General features: G+C 64.4%; 16 protein-coding genes and 1 pseudogene. 4 read left to right on the forward strand and 13 right to left on the reverse strand.

Annotated elements, in window-relative coordinates:
* Positions 1–997 precede the first annotated feature (997 nt).
* Positions 998–1,960 (reverse strand): thioredoxin-disulfide reductase, encoded by a 963-nt coding sequence (gene trxB / locus CCOS865_RS24380; protein WP_119145682.1) that lies wholly within the window; start codon positions 1,958–1,960, stop codon positions 998–1,000.
* A 329-nt stretch (positions 1,961–2,289) separates the two neighbouring features.
* Between trxB and cysZ the strand changes: the two genes are divergently transcribed.
* A complete protein-coding gene (cysZ, locus tag CCOS865_RS24385; RefSeq protein ID WP_119145684.1) occupies positions 2,290–3,018 on the forward strand; it encodes a sulfate transporter CysZ in 729 nt (242 codons plus the stop codon).
* A 38-nt stretch (positions 3,019–3,056) separates the two neighbouring features.
* Here cysZ and CCOS865_RS28840 read toward each other — a convergent pair whose 3' ends face one another.
* Positions 3,057–3,488: a methyl-accepting chemotaxis protein gene (locus tag CCOS865_RS28840; protein ID WP_425272985.1), complete on the reverse strand. Its 432-nt coding sequence runs from the start codon at positions 3,486–3,488 to the stop codon at positions 3,057–3,059.
* 156 nt (positions 3,489–3,644) lie between these two features.
* Positions 3,645–4,373 (reverse strand): annotated as a pseudogene (locus CCOS865_RS28845) (PAS domain-containing protein); the annotation flags it as partial.
* A 177-nt stretch (positions 4,374–4,550) separates the two neighbouring features.
* Here CCOS865_RS28845 and CCOS865_RS24395 point away from each other — a divergent pair.
* Complete coding sequence (locus CCOS865_RS24395) at positions 4,551–5,768, forward strand: glycosyltransferase family 4 protein (protein WP_119145688.1); 1,218 nt, start codon at positions 4,551–4,553, stop codon at positions 5,766–5,768.
* Here the strand turns inward: CCOS865_RS24395 and CCOS865_RS24400 are convergent.
* The 3 genes from CCOS865_RS24400 to CCOS865_RS24410 form a co-directional block, all read right to left on the reverse strand.
* The gene (locus CCOS865_RS24400; protein ID WP_119145690.1) at positions 5,737–6,840 is read right to left on the reverse strand and encodes an NADH:flavin oxidoreductase; all 1,104 of its coding nucleotides are present in this window, start codon (positions 6,838–6,840) and stop codon (positions 5,737–5,739) included. The genes CCOS865_RS24395 and CCOS865_RS24400 overlap by 32 nt on opposite strands.
* Before the next feature lie 159 nt (positions 6,841–6,999).
* On the reverse strand, positions 7,000–7,482 hold the full coding sequence (locus tag CCOS865_RS24405) for a glutathione peroxidase (protein WP_119145692.1): 483 nt from the start codon (positions 7,480–7,482) through the stop codon (positions 7,000–7,002).
* A 146-nt stretch (positions 7,483–7,628) separates the two neighbouring features.
* Positions 7,629–8,114, reverse strand: a complete 486-nt coding sequence (locus CCOS865_RS24410; RefSeq protein WP_119145693.1) for an FKBP-type peptidyl-prolyl cis-trans isomerase — start codon at positions 8,112–8,114, stop codon at positions 7,629–7,631.
* A 14-nt stretch (positions 8,115–8,128) separates the two neighbouring features.
* Between CCOS865_RS24410 and CCOS865_RS24415 the strand changes: the two genes are divergently transcribed.
* Together CCOS865_RS24415 and pta are read left to right on the forward strand one after the other, a co-directional pair.
* The gene (locus tag CCOS865_RS24415) at positions 8,129–8,398 is read left to right on the forward strand and encodes a DUF3565 domain-containing protein (RefSeq protein WP_119145695.1); all 270 of its coding nucleotides are present in this window, start codon (positions 8,129–8,131) and stop codon (positions 8,396–8,398) included.
* A gap of 50 nt (positions 8,399–8,448) precedes the next feature.
* Positions 8,449–10,536: a phosphate acetyltransferase gene (pta, locus tag CCOS865_RS24420; RefSeq protein ID WP_119145697.1), complete on the forward strand. Its 2,088-nt coding sequence runs from the start codon at positions 8,449–8,451 to the stop codon at positions 10,534–10,536.
* A 56-nt stretch (positions 10,537–10,592) separates the two neighbouring features.
* Here the strand turns inward: pta and CCOS865_RS24425 are convergent, their stop codons facing one another.
* From CCOS865_RS24425 to CCOS865_RS24445, 7 genes are all read right to left on the reverse strand, one after another.
* Positions 10,593–11,312, reverse strand: a complete 720-nt coding sequence (locus CCOS865_RS24425; RefSeq protein ID WP_119145699.1) for a YiaD family glycine zipper/OmpA-like lipoprotein — start codon at positions 11,310–11,312, stop codon at positions 10,593–10,595.
* Between the two features lie 134 nt (positions 11,313–11,446).
* A complete protein-coding gene (locus CCOS865_RS28250) occupies positions 11,447–11,617 on the reverse strand; it encodes a hypothetical protein (protein WP_167469105.1) in 171 nt (56 codons plus the stop codon).
* A gap of 18 nt (positions 11,618–11,635) precedes the next feature.
* A complete protein-coding gene (locus CCOS865_RS28100) occupies positions 11,636–11,851 on the reverse strand; it encodes an AbrB/MazE/SpoVT family DNA-binding domain-containing protein (RefSeq protein ID WP_147406539.1) in 216 nt (71 codons plus the stop codon).
* Between the two features lie 184 nt (positions 11,852–12,035).
* A complete protein-coding gene (locus CCOS865_RS24430; protein ID WP_119145701.1) occupies positions 12,036–12,728 on the reverse strand; it encodes a sensor histidine kinase in 693 nt (230 codons plus the stop codon).
* On the reverse strand, positions 12,725–14,332 hold the full coding sequence (locus tag CCOS865_RS24435; RefSeq protein ID WP_119145703.1) for a tetratricopeptide repeat-containing response regulator: 1,608 nt from the start codon (positions 14,330–14,332) through the stop codon (positions 12,725–12,727). The genes CCOS865_RS24430 and CCOS865_RS24435 overlap by 4 nt, the downstream gene beginning before the upstream one ends.
* Positions 14,333–14,484: 152 nt before the next feature.
* Positions 14,485–17,202, reverse strand: coding sequence for a winged helix-turn-helix domain-containing protein (locus CCOS865_RS24440; protein WP_119145705.1), 2,718 nt, complete (start codon positions 17,200–17,202; stop codon positions 14,485–14,487).
* A gap of 238 nt (positions 17,203–17,440) precedes the next feature.
* Positions 17,441–18,805: a DUF1329 domain-containing protein gene (locus tag CCOS865_RS24445; protein WP_119145707.1), complete on the reverse strand. Its 1,365-nt coding sequence runs from the start codon at positions 18,803–18,805 to the stop codon at positions 17,441–17,443.
* Positions 18,806–18,809: the final 4 nt, after the last annotated feature.

Raw genomic sequence — 18,809 nt, forward strand, 5'->3', positions numbered from 1 at the left:
GAATCGGCTGTGGCGGGGTGAGCACAAAAAAGTTCTTCACTGATTATTGGGATAGTTGCCGGTGGGGGCGGTGTCGATTGTTGAGCTGATCCGGTTGATGTGGTGGCACTTATGGCCCCTTCCGCCCTTACGGCGGGTCACTTTTTTTCTTGGAAAAAAGTAACCAAAAACCGCTGGCTCCCACATCCGGCCCTCCGCTGCGCTGCGGGTTCCCTCACTCCGGCCTTGCTCCCGCGTGGACCGGGCTGTAGGGGCCTTCCTGGCCCCCAGCCCTTGCCGGCCTTCCTGGCCGTCACCCCGCTCCGCAAGACCTCCGTTCGGCCTCCTGAGGTCGCCAAGTTACGGGTGGCGCCTGGGCTGGCGTTATCTTCGATAGTGGCAATGGTGGTGGATAGTTTGGCCTCTTCGCGGGCAAGCCCGCTCCCACAGGTACCGCGTCGCTCTGAAGGTGTGCGGAGATCCTGTGGGAGCGGGCTTGCCCCGCGAAGAGGCCGGAACTGCCAATGCAAGTTCTGGCGCTGACGCGCTATACCGCCCTTATAAACAAGCGAGAGCGAAGCGATTCGCCAGCCGTTGCCCTGGCCCTTGATCTTGCTGTTGATCTGGCTCGTGATCTTGATCTACTGCGACTTCAGGAGGCCGAGCGGAGGTCTTGCGAAGCGAGGTGACGGCCAGGAAGGCCGGCAAGGGCTGCGGGCCAGGAAGGCCCGTACAGCCCGGTCCTCGCGGGAGCAAGACCGGAGTGAGGGAACCCGTAGCGCAGCGAAGGGCCGGATGTAGGAGCAAAGAATTTTTGGTTACTTTTTTTTCGACTGAAAAAAGTGACCCGCCGTAAGGGCGGAAGGGGCCAGTGGCCGCGCCACAACGAATGGATATGCTCGCCAATCCCAACACACCAGCACCAGTCACCCAACACCCAACACCTCATGAAAAACAAAAAACCGGCACAAGGCCGGTTTTTTGTCATACCTGGCAGTTCACCTGCCCACCACTAACCTCAGAACGAGGCGTTAGCCAGGCCGTCCAGGTAGCGCTCGACATCCAGTGCAGCCATGCAACCCGCACCGGCCGAGGTGATCGCCTGGCGATAAACGTGGTCTGCCACGTCACCCGCGGCAAACACGCCCTCGACGTTGGTCGCGGTAGCGTTGCCTTCACGGCCGCCATGAACCACCAGGTAGCCGTCTTTCAACGTCAGCTGGCCTTCGAACAGCGAGGTGTTCGGGGTGTGGCCGATCGCGATGAACACACCATCAACGGTGATCTCGTCGCTGCTGCCGTCGTTGTTTTTCAGGCGCGCACCGGTAACACCCATCTTGTCACCCAGCACTTCGTCCAGGGTGGCGTTGAGCTTGAGCTCGATCTTGCCTTCGGCCACGCGGGCGTTGAGCTTGTCGACCAGGATCTTCTCGGCGCGGAAGGTCTCGCGACGGTGCACCAGGGTCACCTTGCTGGCGATGTTAGCCAGGTACAGCGCCTCTTCGACGGCCGTGTTGCCACCACCGACCACGGCCACCGGCTTGTTGCGATAGAAGAAACCATCGCAGGTCGCGCAGGCGGAAACGCCCTTGCCCATGAATGCCTCTTCCGACGGCAGGCCCAGGTAACGGGCGCTGGCACCGGTGGCGACGATCAGCGCGTCACAGGTGTAAGTGCCGCTGTCGCCCTGCAGGCTGAACGGCTTGTTGGCCAGGTCGACGGCGTTGATGTGGTCGAAGACGATCTCGGTCTCGAAACGCTCGGCGTGTTCCTGCATGCGCTGCATCAGGGCCGGGCCGGTCAGGCCATGCGGGTCGCCCGGCCAGTTGTCGACTTCGGTGGTGGTGGTCAACTGGCCGCCAGCCTGCATGCCGGTGATCAGCAGAGGCTTGAGGTTGGCGCGGGCGGCATACACCGCAGCGCTGTAACCGGCAGGGCCGGAACCGAGAATGATCACCCGCGAATGACGTACTTCAGACATGTCGAACTCCTGTCGAGCGCACCGCACGGGGGTCGGCTGTGGATAGCCGGCGGCGGCGGCAGCTGGAAAAAAGGGACCCACGCAGCACTTGGGGAAGGCTAAAACGCACGGATCCGGAAACCTTTGAATGAGCGAACTGTAACGAGGTCGCAGAGATTAAGGAAATATCCTCCGACAATCCACCTTATAGACAGGCTCTATGCATGTTGAAAACCGATAGAAATTGCCCACAGGCTTTTGTTACAGCCCGTTTCCCAGCGACCGCCCGCCTTTCGTCGAAAGGCCAAACTCGGTAAGGTCAGCGCGTTTTCCTTATTCGGAGCATGTCGATGCAAGCCCCCGTTCTTTCTGGCCCGCAGTACCTGCGTGAAGGGCTGAAGCTGATCCTGAGCCCGAACCTGCGGCTGTTCGTCCTGCTGCCGCTGGCGATCAACCTGCTGCTGTTCGGCGGCCTGGTGTATGTCGCCGGCCATCAGTTCAGCCTGTGGGTCGATGCGTTGATGCCGACCTTGCCCGACTGGCTGAGCTTTCTCACCTACCTGATCTGGCCGCTGTTCGTCGCACTGGTGATCCTGATGGTGTTTTTCACCTTTACCCTGGTGGCGAACATCATCGCGGCGCCGTTCAACGGCTTCCTGGCGGAGAAGGTCGAGGTGGTGCTGCGCGGTGAAGACACCTTCCCGGCGTTCAGCTGGGGCGAGCTGGTGGCGATGGTGCCGCGCACCTTTGGGCGCGAGATGCGCAAGCTGGGCTACTTCCTGCCGCGGGCGATCGGCCTGTTCATCCTGTCGTTCATCCCGGTGGTGAACGTGATCGCCGCACCGCTGTGGCTGATCTTCGGCGTGTGGATGATGGCCATCCAGTACATCGACTACCCGGCGGACAACAACAAGATGAGCTGGCAGGACATGCTCGCCTGGCTGCGCCAGAAGCGCTGGCAGAGCATGGGCTTTGGCGGCATCACCTACCTGGCGTTGCTGATTCCGTTCGTCAACATCGTCATGATGCCGGCGGCGGTGGCGGGTGCGACGCTGTTCTGGGTGCGCGAGCGTAACTGAACGCGACGGGGCCGCTGAGCGGCCCCTGCATGTTCGAATCAGACGCTCAACTGGTTGGAAAACTGCCCGACCACTTCCACCACCCGCTTCGCCCCGTCCTGAATCTCGACGATCACGTTGCCGGTCTCGCCGGCCAGGCTCAGGCCCTGCTCGGCCTGGCGCTTGCTGGTGTCGATGATGTCTACCGCGGCCTGGGCTAATTGCTCGTTCTGCTGCACCACCCGGGCAATCTCCTCGGTCGCGGTACTGGTGCGCGAGGCCAACTGGCGCACCTCGTCGGCCACCACCGCAAAGCCACGCCCCTGCTCACCGGCGCGCGCTGCCTCGATGGCCGCGTTGAGCGCCAGCAGGTTGGTCTGCCCGGCGATGTCACTGATGGTCTTGATGATCGAGCCGATCACCCGCGACTGGGTGTCGAGCGCCTGGATACCGTCGGCCGCCTGCTGCATGGACGCCTCCAGGCCGCGCATCACACTGACCGTCTGGGTGACCACCTCAGTCGCTTTGCGGGCACTGGTGTCGGTGCCCAGCGAGGTGGTGTAAGCGACGTCGGCAGCGTGCGCCACGGCCTGTTCCTGGTTGACCTGGTCAGTGATGACGGTGGCGAACTTGACCACTTTGTACAGCACGTCGTGGGCATCGATGATCGGGTTGTAGGACGCCTCGAGCCAGACCACGCGACCATGGGCGTCGATACGCTTGAAGCGTTCGGCGATGTACTCGCCGCGACGCAGCTTGTCCCAGAACGCCTGATAACCCGCCGAGGCGGCCTCTTCCGGTTCGCAGAACATACGATGGTGCTTGCCGCGGACTTGCTCGAGGCGATAGCCCATGGTGTCGAGGAAGCGCGGGTTGGCCGTCAGCACCGTGCCGTCGAGGCTGAACTCGATGACCGCGGTGGAGCGCATCAGCGCGTTGATCAGGCTTTCGTGCTCGCGCGAAGCTTCGATGGTGCGGGTCAGGTCACTGGAGTGCAGGGTGAAATACTTGATCCGCCCATCACTGCCCTTGACCGGCTGCAGGATCGAACGCAGCCACGCCTCTTCGCCATTGCCGCGCAGCAGGCGGAACGCGCCGTTGAGATGCTCGCCGCGGGTGATGGCGCTTTTCATGCGCTGGTAGAAGTCGAGCTTCTTCACATGCGCCGGGACGATCTCTTCGATGTTGCGGCCGATCAGTTGCTCGGCCCGGTAGGCCATTTCGTTCTCGAAGTTGCGGTTGACCGTTTCGATGCGCCCCTGCGGGTCGAGCTGAAGCACCAGCATCTCGCTGTCGAGGCTGCTGTTGACCTGCTCCATCGACATCAGGTCTTCACGCAACTGCTGGATTTCTTTCTTGAGCTTGCTGTTGAACATTACCGCACTCCTGGAGCGCACCGGCCATCCGAATGCATCTGCATCGGCTGCCCCCTCCCCCTTCTTGAGTGAGCTGCAATGAAATATTCACATCGCCGAACCCCGTTCGGCCGCGTGTCATGCGCCGGTCACCAGGCGGTCACATAACGGCAACCGCCCAGGCGGACACTTTTTCTCATGAATACACCCTGCCTGCGCATCACCCTGGTCAGCGAAACCTTCCCACCCGAGATCAACGGCGTGGCCAATACCCTTGGCCGGCTCAGCGACGGCTTGCGTCAGCGCGGGCATCAGGTGGAGATCGTCCGCCCTCGCCAAGCCGGTGATACCGCCGAGCTCGAAAGCGACCAGCTGATGCTCTGCAAGGGCTGGGCGCTGCCCGGCTACCCTGGCTTGCAGTGGGGTGGGGTGTCAGTGCACAGGTTGTGCCGGCGCTGGCGCCGGCAACGGCCCGATGTGCTGTACATCGCCACCGAAGGGCCGTTGGGGCTGAGCGCGCTACGCGCCGCACGCCGGCTGAAGATCGCCGTGGTCAGCGGTTTTCATACCAACTTTGCCCAATACTCCGGGGAGTACGGCCTGGGCTTGCTGGCGCGCCTGCTGACCCACTACCTGCGCGCGTTCCACCGGCGTACCGCGATCACCCTGGTGCCCAGCGCCAGCCAGCGCCTGGCGCTGGAGCGGCGCGGCTTCGAACGGCTCGCGTTGATGGCGCGCGGGGTCGATGCCTGCCTGTTCAACCCCGCCCGCCGCAGCCAGGCGCTGCGCGAGCAGTGGGGGCTGGCGGCGGACGATATCGCGGTGCTGCACGTCGGCCGGCTGGCCGCAGAAAAGAACCTCGGCCTGCTGCGGCCCTGCCTGCAAGCGCTGCAACAGGCTTATCCACAGCGGCGCCTGCGCCTGATCGTGGTCGGCGACGGCCCGCAGCGGGCCCACCTCGAGCAACAAGTGCCAGACGCAGTGTTCTGCGGGGCGCAGCGCGGCGAGGCACTCGCCGAGCACTACGCCAGTGGCGACCTGTTCCTGTTTCCGAGCCTGACCGAGACCTTCGGCAACGTGGTGCTCGAAGCCATGGCCTCGGGGCTCGCGGTGGTCGCTTATGACGAGGCGGCGGCCGCCCAGCACATCCGCCACGGTCATAACGGTGCCCTGGCCATGCCCGGCGATCAGCCGGCGTTCATCGATGCGGCCTGCTGGCTGCTGGAAGAATGCGAAACCCTGCGCCGGGTGCGCCTGAATGCGCGCCAGCATGCCAGCCGCCAGGGCTGGCCGGCGATCGTCGAGCAGTTCGAAGGCTACCTCTACGCCGCCAGCCGTCAGGCCAGCACGCAGGGCAGCCCAGCCCCTGCTGCGAGCCTGACCATCAAACCAGGGTCGCCAGCGCCTCGCGGCTGAACGGCAGTACATCCTGCTCGCGCCCATCGCGGACCTTTTCAGCCCACTGCGGATCCACCAGCAGGGCTCGGCCCACCGCGACCAGGTCGAACTCCTCGGCTTCGAGCCGGCTCAGCAAGCCTTCCAGGCTGGCCGGCTTGGCCACCTTGTCGGTGTCGACCATGAACTGCAAGAACTCGCCATCCAGGCCGACGCTACCCACGGTAATCGTCGGCTTGCCGGTGAGCTGGCGCGTCCAGCCGGCCAGGTTCAGTTCGGACCCTGGGAACTCGGGCTCCCAGAAGCGCCGGGTCGAGCAATGGAAGATGTCCACACCAGCCTCGGCCAGCGGCTTGAGGAAGGCCGCCAGTGCCTCGGGCGTTTCAACCAGGCGCGCGCTGTAGTCCTGCTGCTTCCATTGCGAGAAGCGCAGGATGATCGGAAAGTCCGGGCCCACGGCCGCGCGCACCGCTTCGATCAGCTCGATGGCGAACCGCGAGCGCGCCGCCAGGTCACCGCCGTATTGGTCCTCACGCTGGTTGCTGGCAGCCCAGAAAAACTGGTCGATCAGGTAGCCGTGGGCAGCGTGGATCTCCACGCCGTCCATGCCGATGGCCTGGGCATCCCGGGCGGCACTGGCGAAAGCGTCTATCACCTCACGGATGTCAGCCTGGCTCATCTCGTGCACCAGCACCTTGCCGTCCTTGCCCTTGCCGCTCGGGCCATAGGCCGGCACCGTGCCATCCGGCTCGGTGCCCAGGCGCCGCACGCTGCCCACGTGCCACAGCTGCGGCACGATGCGCCCGCCCTCGGCGTGCACCGCATCGACTACGCGCTTCCAGCCGGCCAAGGCATCTTCCCCGTGAAACCGGGGCACATTGGCGTAGCCGTTGGCGGCCTTGTGATCGACCGTGGTGCCTTCGGTGATGATCAGGCCGACGCCTGCGGCTGCGCGGCGGCGGTAGTATTCGACCACGCCATCGTTAGGCACGCCGCCCGGGCTGAAGGTGCGGGTCATGGGCGCCATGACCACACGCGTCGGCAAGCTGAGGGTGCCCAAGGTGAAGGGTTGGAACAGCGGATGGGTGGACATGGGGCGCTCCCTGGTGAGTGAGGAATGCGCCTGAGCTTAGGGGCTGATCGACGGAGGGCACAGCATCATTGATTCAAATGATCGGCAGGTATCCAAGGGTTTGAGACTGGGGCAGCTTGGCGGGCGCTGACACGACACAGGCCTCACTGCCCAGGCAATCTAGCCCAGTGCCTTCTCGATCGCTTGCAGCACGGTCGGATCATCCGGCGCCGTACGCGGGGCGAAACGGGCCAGGACGCGGCCATCCTTGCCGACCAGGAACTTCTCGAAGTTCCAGCTGATATCCCCAGGGTACTCGGCGCCCTCACCCGCCAGCAGACGGTACAACGGATGGCGCTGCGGCCCGTTCACTTCGAGCTTGCCGCTCAACGGAAAGCTCACGCCATAGTTGAGGCTGCAGAAATCCTGGATGTCTTTCTCGCTGCCGGGCTCCTGCCCAGCGAACTGGTTGCAGGGCAGGCCAAGCACACTGAAGCCCTTGCCCTTGTACTGCTGGTACAACGATTCAAGCGGTGCATACTGCGGCGTCAGGCCACACTTGGAGGCGACATTGACCACCAGCACCACCTGGCCCTTGAACGGAGCAAGGGGCAGGTCCTTGCCGTCCAACGCCTTCAACGTCAGGTCGTGAAATGCACTCATGATGACTTCCCCTCTCAGGTTCCCGGTTGTCGCTGGGGCGAAAACCGCCCACTAAAAAGGCGCGCGGTCAAACCGTCAACCCTCCCATGGAGGGCAAGTACGGCTTGCCCGAGCGCCTGGCGACTCTCTGAGCTTAGCGCAGAAAATCAGTGCTGATGACCACCTTCGCCATGGACGTGGCGGTGCGCGATTTCTTCTTCGCTGGCATCACGTACGTCGACAACCTTGACCTGGAAGGTCAGGCGCTGGCCGGCCAGCGGGTGGTTGCCGTCGACGGTCACGTCGTCGCCGTCGAGGTCACGGATGGTGACGATCTGCATTTGGCCGTCCGGCGCGGAAGCGTGGAACTGCATGCCCACTTCCAGCTCGTCGACGCCTTCGAACATGCTGCGGTTGAGGGTGCTGACCAGCTCGGCCAGGTACTCGCCGTAGGCGTCTTCAGGTTCGATGGTGACGTTCAGCTCGTCGCCAGCCTGTTTGCCTTCGAGGGCTTTTTCCAGGCCTGGGATGATGTTGCCAGCACCGTGCAGGTAAACCAGCGGCGCGCCGCCGGCGGAGCTGTCAATGACCTCCCCGGCGTCGTTGGTCAGGGTATAGTCGATGGAGACAGCCTTGTTGGCGGCGATCGGCATGGGGGCGAGACCTTTTGCAAAAGAATGTAGAGCGGACAAGTGTAACCAAGGCATCGCCCGATTGCGAACACCCGGCCAATGTTGGCCGGCCCGTCAGTCGGGTCAGCGGCTTTCACCAGGACGCTGACGGCCACTGGGTGGTCGACCTGTCCTGCGGGCACACCCAGCACCTGCGCCACCAGCCGCCCTGGCAGGCGCGGCCGTGGGTGCTCGATGCCGCGCAGCGCGAACAGCGGATCGGGCAGATTTTCGCCTGTGGATGGTGCGCACGCGCGGTCGATTAGCGATACCCTTGGCGATTGTTCCTTGCACCGCTTTATTCCGAGAAGCACGCATGCAGACTTTTTTCATTGCACCGACAGATTTTGGCGTCGGCCTGACGTCGATCAGCCTGGGCCTGGTACGCGCACTCGAGCGCGGTGGGTTGAAGGTCGGCTTCTTCAAGCCGATCGCCCAGCCGCACCCCGGTGACACCGGCCCGGAGCGCTCCACCGAACTGATCGCCCGCACCCACGGCCTCAAGCCACCCACGCCGCTGAGCCTGGCCCAGGTCGAGCGGATGCTCGGCGATGGCCAGCTGGACGAGCTGCTCGAAGCGATCATCCGCCTTTATCAGCAGGCCTGTGTCGGCAACGACGTGGTGGTGGTTGAAGGCATGGTGCCGACCCGGCACGCCAGCTATGCGGCGCGGGTCAACCTGCACCTGGCGAAAAGCCTGGATGCCGAAGTGATCCTGGTGTCGGCGCCGGAAAACGAAGTGCTCAGCGAGCTGTCCGGTCGCGTCGAGTTGCAGGCCCAGCTGTTTGGCGGCCCGCGCGACCCGAAGGTGCTTGGGGTGATCCTCAACAAGGTCCGCACCGACGAAAGCATGGCCGCCTTCGCCACCCGCCTGCGCGAGCATTCGCCGCTGCTGCGCGGCGACGACTTCCGCCTGCTCGGCTGCATCCCCTACCAGCCCGAGCTGAATGCCCCGCGCACCCGCGACGTGGCCGAGCTGCTCGGTGCCCAGGTGCTCAACGCCGGTGACTACGAACAGCGGCGGATGAACGCCATCATCATCTGCGCACGCACCGTGGCCAACACCGTGCCACTGCTCAAGCCGGGCACCCTGGTGGTGACCCCGGGCGACCGCGACGACATCATCCTCGCCGTCAGCCTGGCGGCAATCAACGGCGTGCCGCTGGCCGGGCTGTTGCTGACCAGCGACAGCAAGCCCGACCCGCGCATCCTCGAGCTGTGCCGCGGGGCCTTGCAGGCCGGCTTGCCGATCCTCTCGGTGAGCACCGGCTCGTATGACACCGCCAACCAGCTCAACTCGCTCAACCGCGAGATCCCGGTGGACGACCGCGAGCGTGCCGAGTTCATCACCGACTTCGTCGCCAGCCAGCTCGATGCCGCCTGGCTGCACCAGCGCTGCGGCACGCCGCGGGAGATGCGCCTGTCGCCGGCGGTGTTCCGCTATCAGTTGATCCAGCGTGCCCAGCAGGCCAACAAGCGTATCGTCCTGCCCGAGGGCGCCGAGCCGCTGCTGGTGCAGGCGGCGGCGATCTGCCAGGCCCGCGGCATCGCCCGTTGCGTGCTGCTGGCCAAGCCCGAGGACGTGCAGGCGGTGGCACGCGCCCAGGGCATCACCCTGCCGCCTGACCTGGAAATCCTCGACCCGGAGCTGATCCGTGGGCGCTACGTCGAACCGATGGTCGACCTGCGCAAGAGCAAGAACCTCAACGCGCCGATGGCCGAGCAGCAGCTCGAAGACCCGGTGGTGATCGGCACCATGATGCTCGCCCTGGACGAAGTCGACGGGCTGGTTTCGGGCCTGGTCCACTCCACCGCCAACACCATTCGCCCGGCCTTGCAGCTGATCAAGACCGCGCCGGGCAGCAGCCTGGTGTCGTCGGTGTTCTTCATGCTGTTCCCCGAGCAGGTGCTGGTGTACGGCGACTGCGTGATGAACCCGCACCCGAGCGCCGCCGAGCTGGCCGAGATCGCCCGGCAGAGCGCCGAGTCGGCCGAGGCCTTCGGCATTGCGCCGCGGGTGGCGATGATCAGCTACTCGAGCGATTCGGCGAGTGACGAGGAAGTCGACAAGGTGCGCGAAGCCACGCGCCTGGCGCAACACGCCGCACATGACCTGGTGATCGACGGGCCGCTGCAGTACGACGCCGCCGCCAACCCCGAGATCGCTCGCCAGCTGGCGCCGCAGAGCCCGGTCGCCGGGCGTGCCACGGTGTTCGTGTTCCCCGACCTGAACACTGGCAACACCACCCACAAGGCGGTCCAGCGCAGCACCGACGGGGTCAGCCTGGGGCCGATGCTGCAGGGGCTGCGCAAGCCGGTCAACGACCTGCCGCGCGGGGCGCAGGTGGACGATATCGTGCATACCATCGCACTGACTGCCATCCAGGCCAGCAGAAACCTCTAACGAAAAAGGGCAAGCCATTCAGGCTTGCCCTTTTCTCACAGCATTCAGCGTGACGCTTACGGGTACTGCTGTACCTGACCCTGCTGCTGATACTGCTGGCCAGGGATCGGCTTCAGGTTCACCTCGACGCGGCGGTTCTGCGCCCGGCCATTGGCATCGGCGTTGCTGGCGATCGGCTGATCCGGGCCCAGGCCACGCACCGACACCCGCGACGGGTCGACACCCTGCGAGGTCAGGTAGGTGCTGACCGCCTGCGCACGGCGCTGGGACAGGTCCATGTTGTGCTGGCGGCTGCCGGTGCTGTCGGTAAAGCCGATCACTTCGATGGTGTTCTGGTTGAACTGCTTGAACGAACCGGCGAGGTTGTTCAGCGGCGAGTAGAAGCTTGGCGAAATGTTCGCCGAGTCGGTGGCGAAGGTGATGTTGCCCGGCATGATCAGCTTGATCTGGTCGCCATCGCGCTGCACTTCGACACCGGTGTTGGCCATGCTTTCGCGCAGGGCTTTTTCCTGGCGGTCGGCATAGTAGCCATAACCCGCGGCGGCGGCGCCCACGGCAGCCGCACCGATCAGCGCGCCCTTGCCACGGTTGTTGTGGTCGATGGCGGCACCGGCGACAGCGCCGGCCAGTGCGCCCAGGCCGCCGTACTTGGCGGTCTTGCTCATGCCCGTGGAGCCCTGCGCCTGACCCTGGTTGTCGTAAGGGTTCTGGCTGGCGCAACCCGACATCAGGGCAGCGGCGGTAGCGACAATAATCAGACGACGCATGGTGAACATGGAAAGCTCCTACTGAAATTCAAGTGTGCAGTGATCATGCTTGGATCTATGCCAGCCTTGGATCTCGGCGAAGCGGAAAAATTCCATTGGGCTTAAGGCATGCCCGCCAGAATCATGATCATGTGCCGCGCGCGTTACTCGTCGCTCCCCGCGATACGCCCGGCAGGCTCCAATGCTGCACCTTTATCCTTGGCGGCCTGGAGGAAGCGCAACTGATTGACCGAAATATGCCCGGCCAGAAGACGGGCCTCGGCTTCGAATTTCAACACAGCCAGCGGCTTGACCTGATGCTTCGCGAGTTTCATGTGGCATCCTCCAAGGGTTTACCACACTTCATGCCCCACAGGCACCATCAACTCCCAGTCTTGCAACTCAGGTGGCGCAGGCACATGCAGGTCACATTGGCTGATCAGATCATGCAGATCATATCGACGTTTTGGATTTGCGCAGTTGTCCCGCTGCGCAATGAGTACGGCAGCACAGATTCGGAAGCTCTGCTGGGCTTTGACTCTGTTTGATTGCTTGCGACGGCGGTTCATAGGCTTGATCTTGGTAGTTGGCACAGAGTGAACTACTACCAAGATAAGACGCCCAGTTAAAGGCCTCGACAGACCGCTAGATCGTACTCAGCTGAGCCTTACGACAATCACGGAAAGGCCCGACAATCGCGTCGCCCTTTATGTTTCGTTTCATTAATACCAGTAAGGGGAAGTTTCTGCGGCTTCAAGGCAGATAAAGCCTGAACAACCCTCCGCCCAAGGCTCCACCGTTGGCAATCTCGATCCGCCCACTTACGCCGTCTCGTTCATGCAACGCCGCGATCCGCGCGGCGAAGTACAGGCCAAGGCCGGTGCTGCCGGTGCGCGCGTCGATGCCCTGGACGTAGTCCTGCTGGCGTTCGAGCATGCGCTCGGGGTAACCCGGGCCATCGTCGTTGACGCTGATGACCAACTGCTCGCCCTCTTCCTCGATGCCGATCAGCAAGGCATGGCCGGCATAGCGGATGGCATTGGTGAGCACGTTGGAAATCACCGAGGCGACCAGCTCGCGGTCGAAGAAGCCCAGCGGGTTGTCGATCTCGATGCGCCAGGTGGCGAGGATGTCGCGGTGCTTGAGCACCTCCTGGTGAGCGGCCAGCTGGGCCTCGATGAAGTCTTCCAGTTCGTGGTAGTCCGGACAGATCGGCAGCTGGTTGACGCCCAGCTTGTACAGGCCGAGCATCTGCACCAGCATGCCGTTGAGGTGGCGGAACTCATGCTCCATCACGCCCTGTTCGCTGCCCTCGCACTGCGCTTGCGGCAAGCGCGCCAGCCATTGGCTGTGGGCTTGCATCAGCGCCGCAAGGGAGTTTTTCATGTCGTGCACGGTGGAGGCGATCACCGTGGAAAAATCCAGCCCCTGATTGTCCTGATTCATGCGCCGAAGACTCGGATATGCAGTTTGCGGTAACGGTCATAGCGGCTGTCGCTGGCAGGGATACCGGCAACGCTCTGCAGGCAGGCGCGGCACTCCTGCATGTACTCGGGCGAAGGGCTCTCGCCAGCGATGCGCAACAGCGCCTGGGCGGTATTGAGGGCGATGCTGATGTTCTTCGGCTGCAACGACAGGGCCCGCCGGAACATCTCCAGCGCCTCGTTGAGCTGGCCGGTCTGGTAGCTGCGCACGCCCTGGCGGTTGAGGTCGACCGCTTCGGTGACGGCACCGAGCACCGTCGGGTCGTCGGTCAGCTTGGCCACGCTCTGCATGACCTTCGGGTCGTCGCCGTAGGTTTCCACGCAGCCCTTGAGAATGCCGGTACCGGCCGACTCCTGGCCGAGCTGTTGCAGCTGCTTGGCGACCGTGAGGGCGGCTTCCACCGAGAAGAACTGGTCCATCTTGTCCAGCCGCTCCATGGCCTGTTCGGTCAGCTTGGCGGCGGTGTCCGGGTCACCGGCCTGCTGCAGGCTGGCGGCCTTCATCAGCCGTGCGCGCACCTGCAGCCCTTGGTCTTCGCCGTTTTCCTTGGCCACTTCGCTGAGCACCGTGTTGATCTCGACCCGGGTCCGCGCATCGAGGCCGAAGCCGGCGTTCTTGCTCATCAAGGCCTGGGCCAGGCCCAGGTTGGTCTCGGCGTCCTTGTAACGCGAACTCTGGCCTTGGCTGACCGCATGCCGGTACGCCTTGGAGGCGCTCTCGAAGTCTTCGTTGCCCAGCGCCAGCTTGCCCAGCGCCGCCTGCCGGCGCACGGCCAGCGGCGACAGGCGCACGGCTTCTTCAAGCATGTTCTGCGCGCGCTTGGTCTCGCCCTGGGCGACCAGCACATCGGCCATGCCGTCGTACAAGGCGGGCATGATCGGGAAGGCCTTCAATGCCTGCTCGTAGACGCCCTGGGCCTGGGCATTCTGGCCACGCTTGTGCAGCACCGTGCCAAGCATCGAATACACCCACGGCTGCGGGCGGCTGGCGAGGATCGACGTGAGAAACTTCTCCAGCTCCTCGTGCCGACCGAGATCGCGCAAGGCATCGGCGCGGTAGCGCAGGCACAGCGGCGCAAAGCGCGGGTCCTGCTTGCACAGCTCGGCACAAGCGGCCAGCACCTCGGCCGGACGACCGCGATCAAGGGCCTGCAAGATGGGCTTGAGCAGGGTCTTGCGCTGCACCAGCTTGTCCAGCCGCTGGGCCAGGCCGACGCGGTTGAACGGCTTGGTCAGGTACGAATCCGGCTCGTGCTCGAGGGCGCTGAGGACGATCGCCTGGCTGCTCTCGGCGGTGACCATGATGAACCCGCATTCATGGCTGATCAGTTTGTCGAGGATCAGGTCCTCGAGCACTTGCTGACCGTTCTTCTTGCCGTCCCCCAGGTGAAAGTCCTGCAGCACGAAGTCGTAGCGTTTTTGCCCGCACATGCGCAGGGCCTGTTCGCCGCTGTCGGCGGTGTCAACGTCACGCACGCCCAGCTCACGCAGCATGGAGCGGGTCGAGGTGCGAAAGTCGGTGAAGTCGTCGACGATCAGAAAGCTTTTTTGCGCGTACTGCTGCATCTACACGACCTGTAGTGGGAATGGTTGGAAAATGGCGTGCGGCGATGCATGCCGCCGATGTTGTATCGGCAGTGACGCGGGAAAGATGAGTCCGGCTGGGGCCTTGCACAACAATGGCTATAGGCCACTATTTTAGCATGAGCCCTCGAGGTTTAAACCAGCAGCCCGAGTGATTGAGCCTTGGCTACCGCTTGTGTGCGGCGCTCGACGCCAAGCTTGCTGTTGATATGGCTGGCGTGGGTCTTGACCGTATGCAGGGAGATGAACAGGCGCTCGCTGATCTGCTGGTTCGAGCAGCCCAGTGCGATCAGCTCGAGCACCGCCAGTTCACGGCCACTCAGTGCCTCGCCGCTGCCACTGCTGAGGGGCTGAGGCTGTGGCAGGCGCGCCAGCAGTTCAACCTGGACACTGCAGTTGGCCCGCGACGAAAGTTGCTCACGCAGCCACAGCGGTTGCTCCTCGAGCAGCTTCTGGAACGGCTGCAGCGCGCCGCCCTGGGCGGCATCGAGGGCCTTGGGCAGCAGGCTCGCGGCTTGCTGCTCGCGACCTTCGCCGAGCAGCAGGGCAATCCACTGGCAGGCGGCGCTGACCACCAGCATCTGCCCGCCACTGGCCTGGCCGCGCTCGACCAGCCCACGCAGCCGCTCAGCTGCCTGCGCGGCGCGGCCCAGCACCTGCTCGAGCAATGCCTGCTGCAGTTCGATGTGCAGCGCCAGCAGGGGGTGGAACTCCGGCGCCGCCGCAGGCTGATCGCCGCCGTAGGTCTGGCCCAGACGCAGCAGCCACGACTCGGCAAGGTCGGTGCGCCCCTGGGCCAGCCACAGCTCGCACTTCACCAAGGTGATCATGGCCAGGTAGAAGATCGGCGGCACGTCCCAGATGTGCATCAGCCGCTCGGCTTCGGCAAGCTCGGCGAAGGCTTCGGCGAAGCGGCCCTCGCGGCCGTCGAGGGCAGCGATCACGCAGTGGCCGATCAGCACGCTGATATCGCGGCAGGCGCGGGCCTCACTCAGGCCTGCGCGCAAGCGGGCGCGACCCTGGACAGGCTGCAGTTGCGCCACCAGCAGGTAGCCTTCGTACAGGCTCAGCCGCGCGCGCACGGCATACAGGCGCTGCGCCGAAAGCCCCTGCAGGCGTTGCAGGCCTTGGCGCACTTCGTCCAGCGCCCGCTGGATTTCGCCCCGGGCATGCAGCACGCGGGCGCGGTCGTAGTGGGCCAAGGCTTCGAACAGCGGATTGCCGACCCGTTGGGCCAGCTCCAGGGCCTCGCGGTTCCAGCCGCGGGCGCGCCAGAAGTCACCGTCGGCAATCGCCAGGTTGGACAAGGTCGAGAGGCACACCAGACGCTGGCCATAGCGTTTGCAGGGCAGGCTGTGCAGGGCCTCGGTGCAGTAGGCGAGGGTCTTCTCACGGTCACCGCGACCACGCGCGATCACCCCGCTCAGGGCCAGCCACTGGGCCAGCATGGACTTTTGCGCGGTGGCTGACGGCGCCGGCAGGAAGCGGCTGAGGTGCGCCGCCAGTTCCTCGGCCGCGTCCAGCTGGCAGGCCAGGCCCAGGGCCCAGCTGTACAGCACGATCAGCCGCGGGGTGCTGATCAGCAGGCTGTCGGGCAGGTCCATCTTCCAGCGCAGCAACATGCCGACGTTCTGCTCGGCGAGCAGTTGCTCCTCCGAGAGGCTCTGCACCAGGTCGGCCGCCACGTCCAGATGGCCGGCACGCAGGGCCTGTTCGACCGCTTCGTCGAGCAGGCCCTGGCGCTCGAACCAGCGACAGGCGCGCAAGTGCAGGCCCGCGAGCGGCTCGCTGGCCTGGCGGCTGCGCAGCAGGTCGGAGAACAGATGGTGATAGCGGTACCAGTGGCCGTGTTCGTCCAGCGGCACCAGAAACACCTGATGCGCCTGCAGGTAACGCAGGATCGCGGCGCTGTCGTGGCGCGCGCGCAGGGCGTCGCACAACTCGGCACAGAAGCGCTCCTGGCAGGCGGTCTCGAACAGAAACGCCTGAACGTCCTCCGGCAAGATGTCGATGACCTCCTCGAGCAGGTAGTCGCGGATCAACCCTTCGCCGCCGTGCAGCGCCTGCGGCAGGGCCTGGTCGTCACCCGACTCGCTGGCCGCCAGCTGCCAGAAGCGCAGGCCGGCGACCCAGCCATCGCTGCGCTGGATCAGGTTGTCCAGTGCCTGACCGCGCAGGCCGGTGGGCTGGTGACCGATCACCGCCAGCGCTTCGTCGGCAGTCAGGCGCAGGTCCTGCTCGTTGATCTCGCTGAGCTGGCGCGACAGGCGCAGACGGGCCAGGTGCCAGTCGGGCCGCTGACGGCTGGTGATCATCAGGACGATGCCGGGCGGCAAGTGATTGAGGAAAAACTGCAGGCAACGGTCGAGCACCGCGCCCTGGGCCAGGTGGTAGTCGTCGAGCACCAGCAACAGCGGGCTGTCGGCGTGCAGGTAGAGGGCGAGTTCGTCGAGCAGGCCGTCGAGCCATTCTTCGAAGGCGAACGGCTGATGCCGCTGGCGCATCTTCAACAGCCCCATGGCCTGGCCGCCCAATGCCGGGCAGTACTGCTGAAGGCCTTCGAGCAAACGCTCGAGGAAGCGCCCGGGGTCGGCGTCGCGTTGGCTCAGGCCGAGCCAGAGGCTGCGCCAGTGCTCGGGCAGCGACTCACAGAACTCGATGGCCAGGGAGCTCTTGCCAAAGCCTGCCGGGGCATTGACCAGCAACAGACGACCGCCCAGGCCCGCCTGCAGGCGCTGGCACAGGCGCGCACGCGCGACGTAACCGTCCGGCAGTGGCGGCCGGAAGAAACGCCCGTCCAGCAGGCCGAGGGCCTCACTGGCGAATCCATGCATACGGGACAAATCTGTCATGGCCGGCTCGTTCTGATGGGAAGACTTCGGCGGTACGGATGCTTGCGAGACTAGCGGGTATGGCGGCGCATTTGAAGATGATGGGGGCGTTAATCATGAAAAAGACTACGACAAAAAGAAACAGCAGTGATTGTCAGGGCCACGGCAGGCGTGCCGGCGGCAGGATTTGCGACAACAACGAAAACGCCCCGGTAAACCGGGGCGTCTCGGGAGTCACAAGGTGTTCAGCTCGCTAAGGTCAGCGTACGCCTGACTGGCGCAGGGCTGCAGGCTGGAAGTCGGCCTTGCTGGCACTGAAGCCGAAGTCGTAAGCCTTCTTCTCTTCGTTCTTCATGCCCAGCGCCAGGTACCGACCCGATTGCAGGTCGTAGATGGCCTCCAGGGTGTACCACGGCACCTGCTTGTTGTAGTAGTCCTGGGCATGCGCTTCGGAGACGCGCCACAACTGGTTACGGCCGTCGTACTGGTCGATCACCGATGCCTGCCAGGTGTCCTCGTCGATGTAGAAGTCACGCTTGGCGTAGATGTGCCGCTGGCCTGGCTTGAGGGTCGCGACCACATGCCACACTCGGCGCAGCTCGTAGCGTGCGAGGTCCTGGTTGATGTGCCCCGCCTTGAGGATGTCGGCGTACTTCAGCGAAGGCGAATCGAGCTTGTAGCTGTTGGAGGCAATGTACATTTCCTTCTTGCCTTCCAGCTTCCAGTCGTAGCGGTCTGGCGCGCCGTTGTACATGTCCAGGTTGTCCGAGGTGCGCAGCCCGTCGGCGGCTGTACCCGGGCCATCGTAGGACACCTGTGGCGCCTGGCGCACGCGGCGCTGGCCGGCGTTGTAGATCCACGCCTTGCGCGGTTCCTTGACCTGGTCGAGGGTCTCGTGAACCAGCAGCACGGTACCGGCCAGGCGCGCCGGAGCGGTCACCTCCTGCTTGAAGTAGAACAGCACGTTGCCCGGATTGGCCTTGTCGAAGTCCTTCATCTTGTCGCGGAAGACGAACTGGTCCTGGAAGTACACCAGGCTGTACGAGCCGTTCTGCTGCGGGGTGGCCTGGGTCACCTGGCGTGCCACGCTGCCGCCGCGGTAGCGGGTGATGTGGTTCCAGATCACCTCGACGCCGCTCTTGGGAATCGGGAACGGGATCGCGGTCTCGAAGTTTTCCAGGCCGTTGCCGCCGGCGACCAGCGTGGTCTTGGTGGCGTTGTTCTTGATGGCGGCGAGCACATCGTCAGGCACCGTCGAGCCACGGTGGGTCGGGTACACCGGGATCTTGTAGGTCTCGGGGTAGCGTTTGAACATCGCCAGCTGGCCAGGCGAGAGCTTGTCCTTGTACTGCTCGACGTTTTGCGCGGTGATGGTGAACTTGGGCTTCTCGCTGCCATACGGATCGGACAGGAAACCCTTGGCATCGGCAGTGCCGGCCGTGGCCGACAGCGGCTGCCAGGCGGTGATCGAGCCATCGGCGTTACCGGCTTTTTCGGCGCCCATCGGCGTCAGGGTACTGCCCAGCTTGGCCGCCTCGTCAGCGGAAACCGCAGCCATGACGCTGGTCGCCAGCAGGGACATGCCCAGTACACCGGCCTTCAGCAGACTTCTGGTCTTGTTCATTGGT

Source organism: Pseudomonas reidholzensis (assembly GCF_900536025.1).
GTDB classification, from domain to species: Bacteria; Pseudomonadota; Gammaproteobacteria; order Pseudomonadales; family Pseudomonadaceae; genus Aquipseudomonas; species Aquipseudomonas reidholzensis.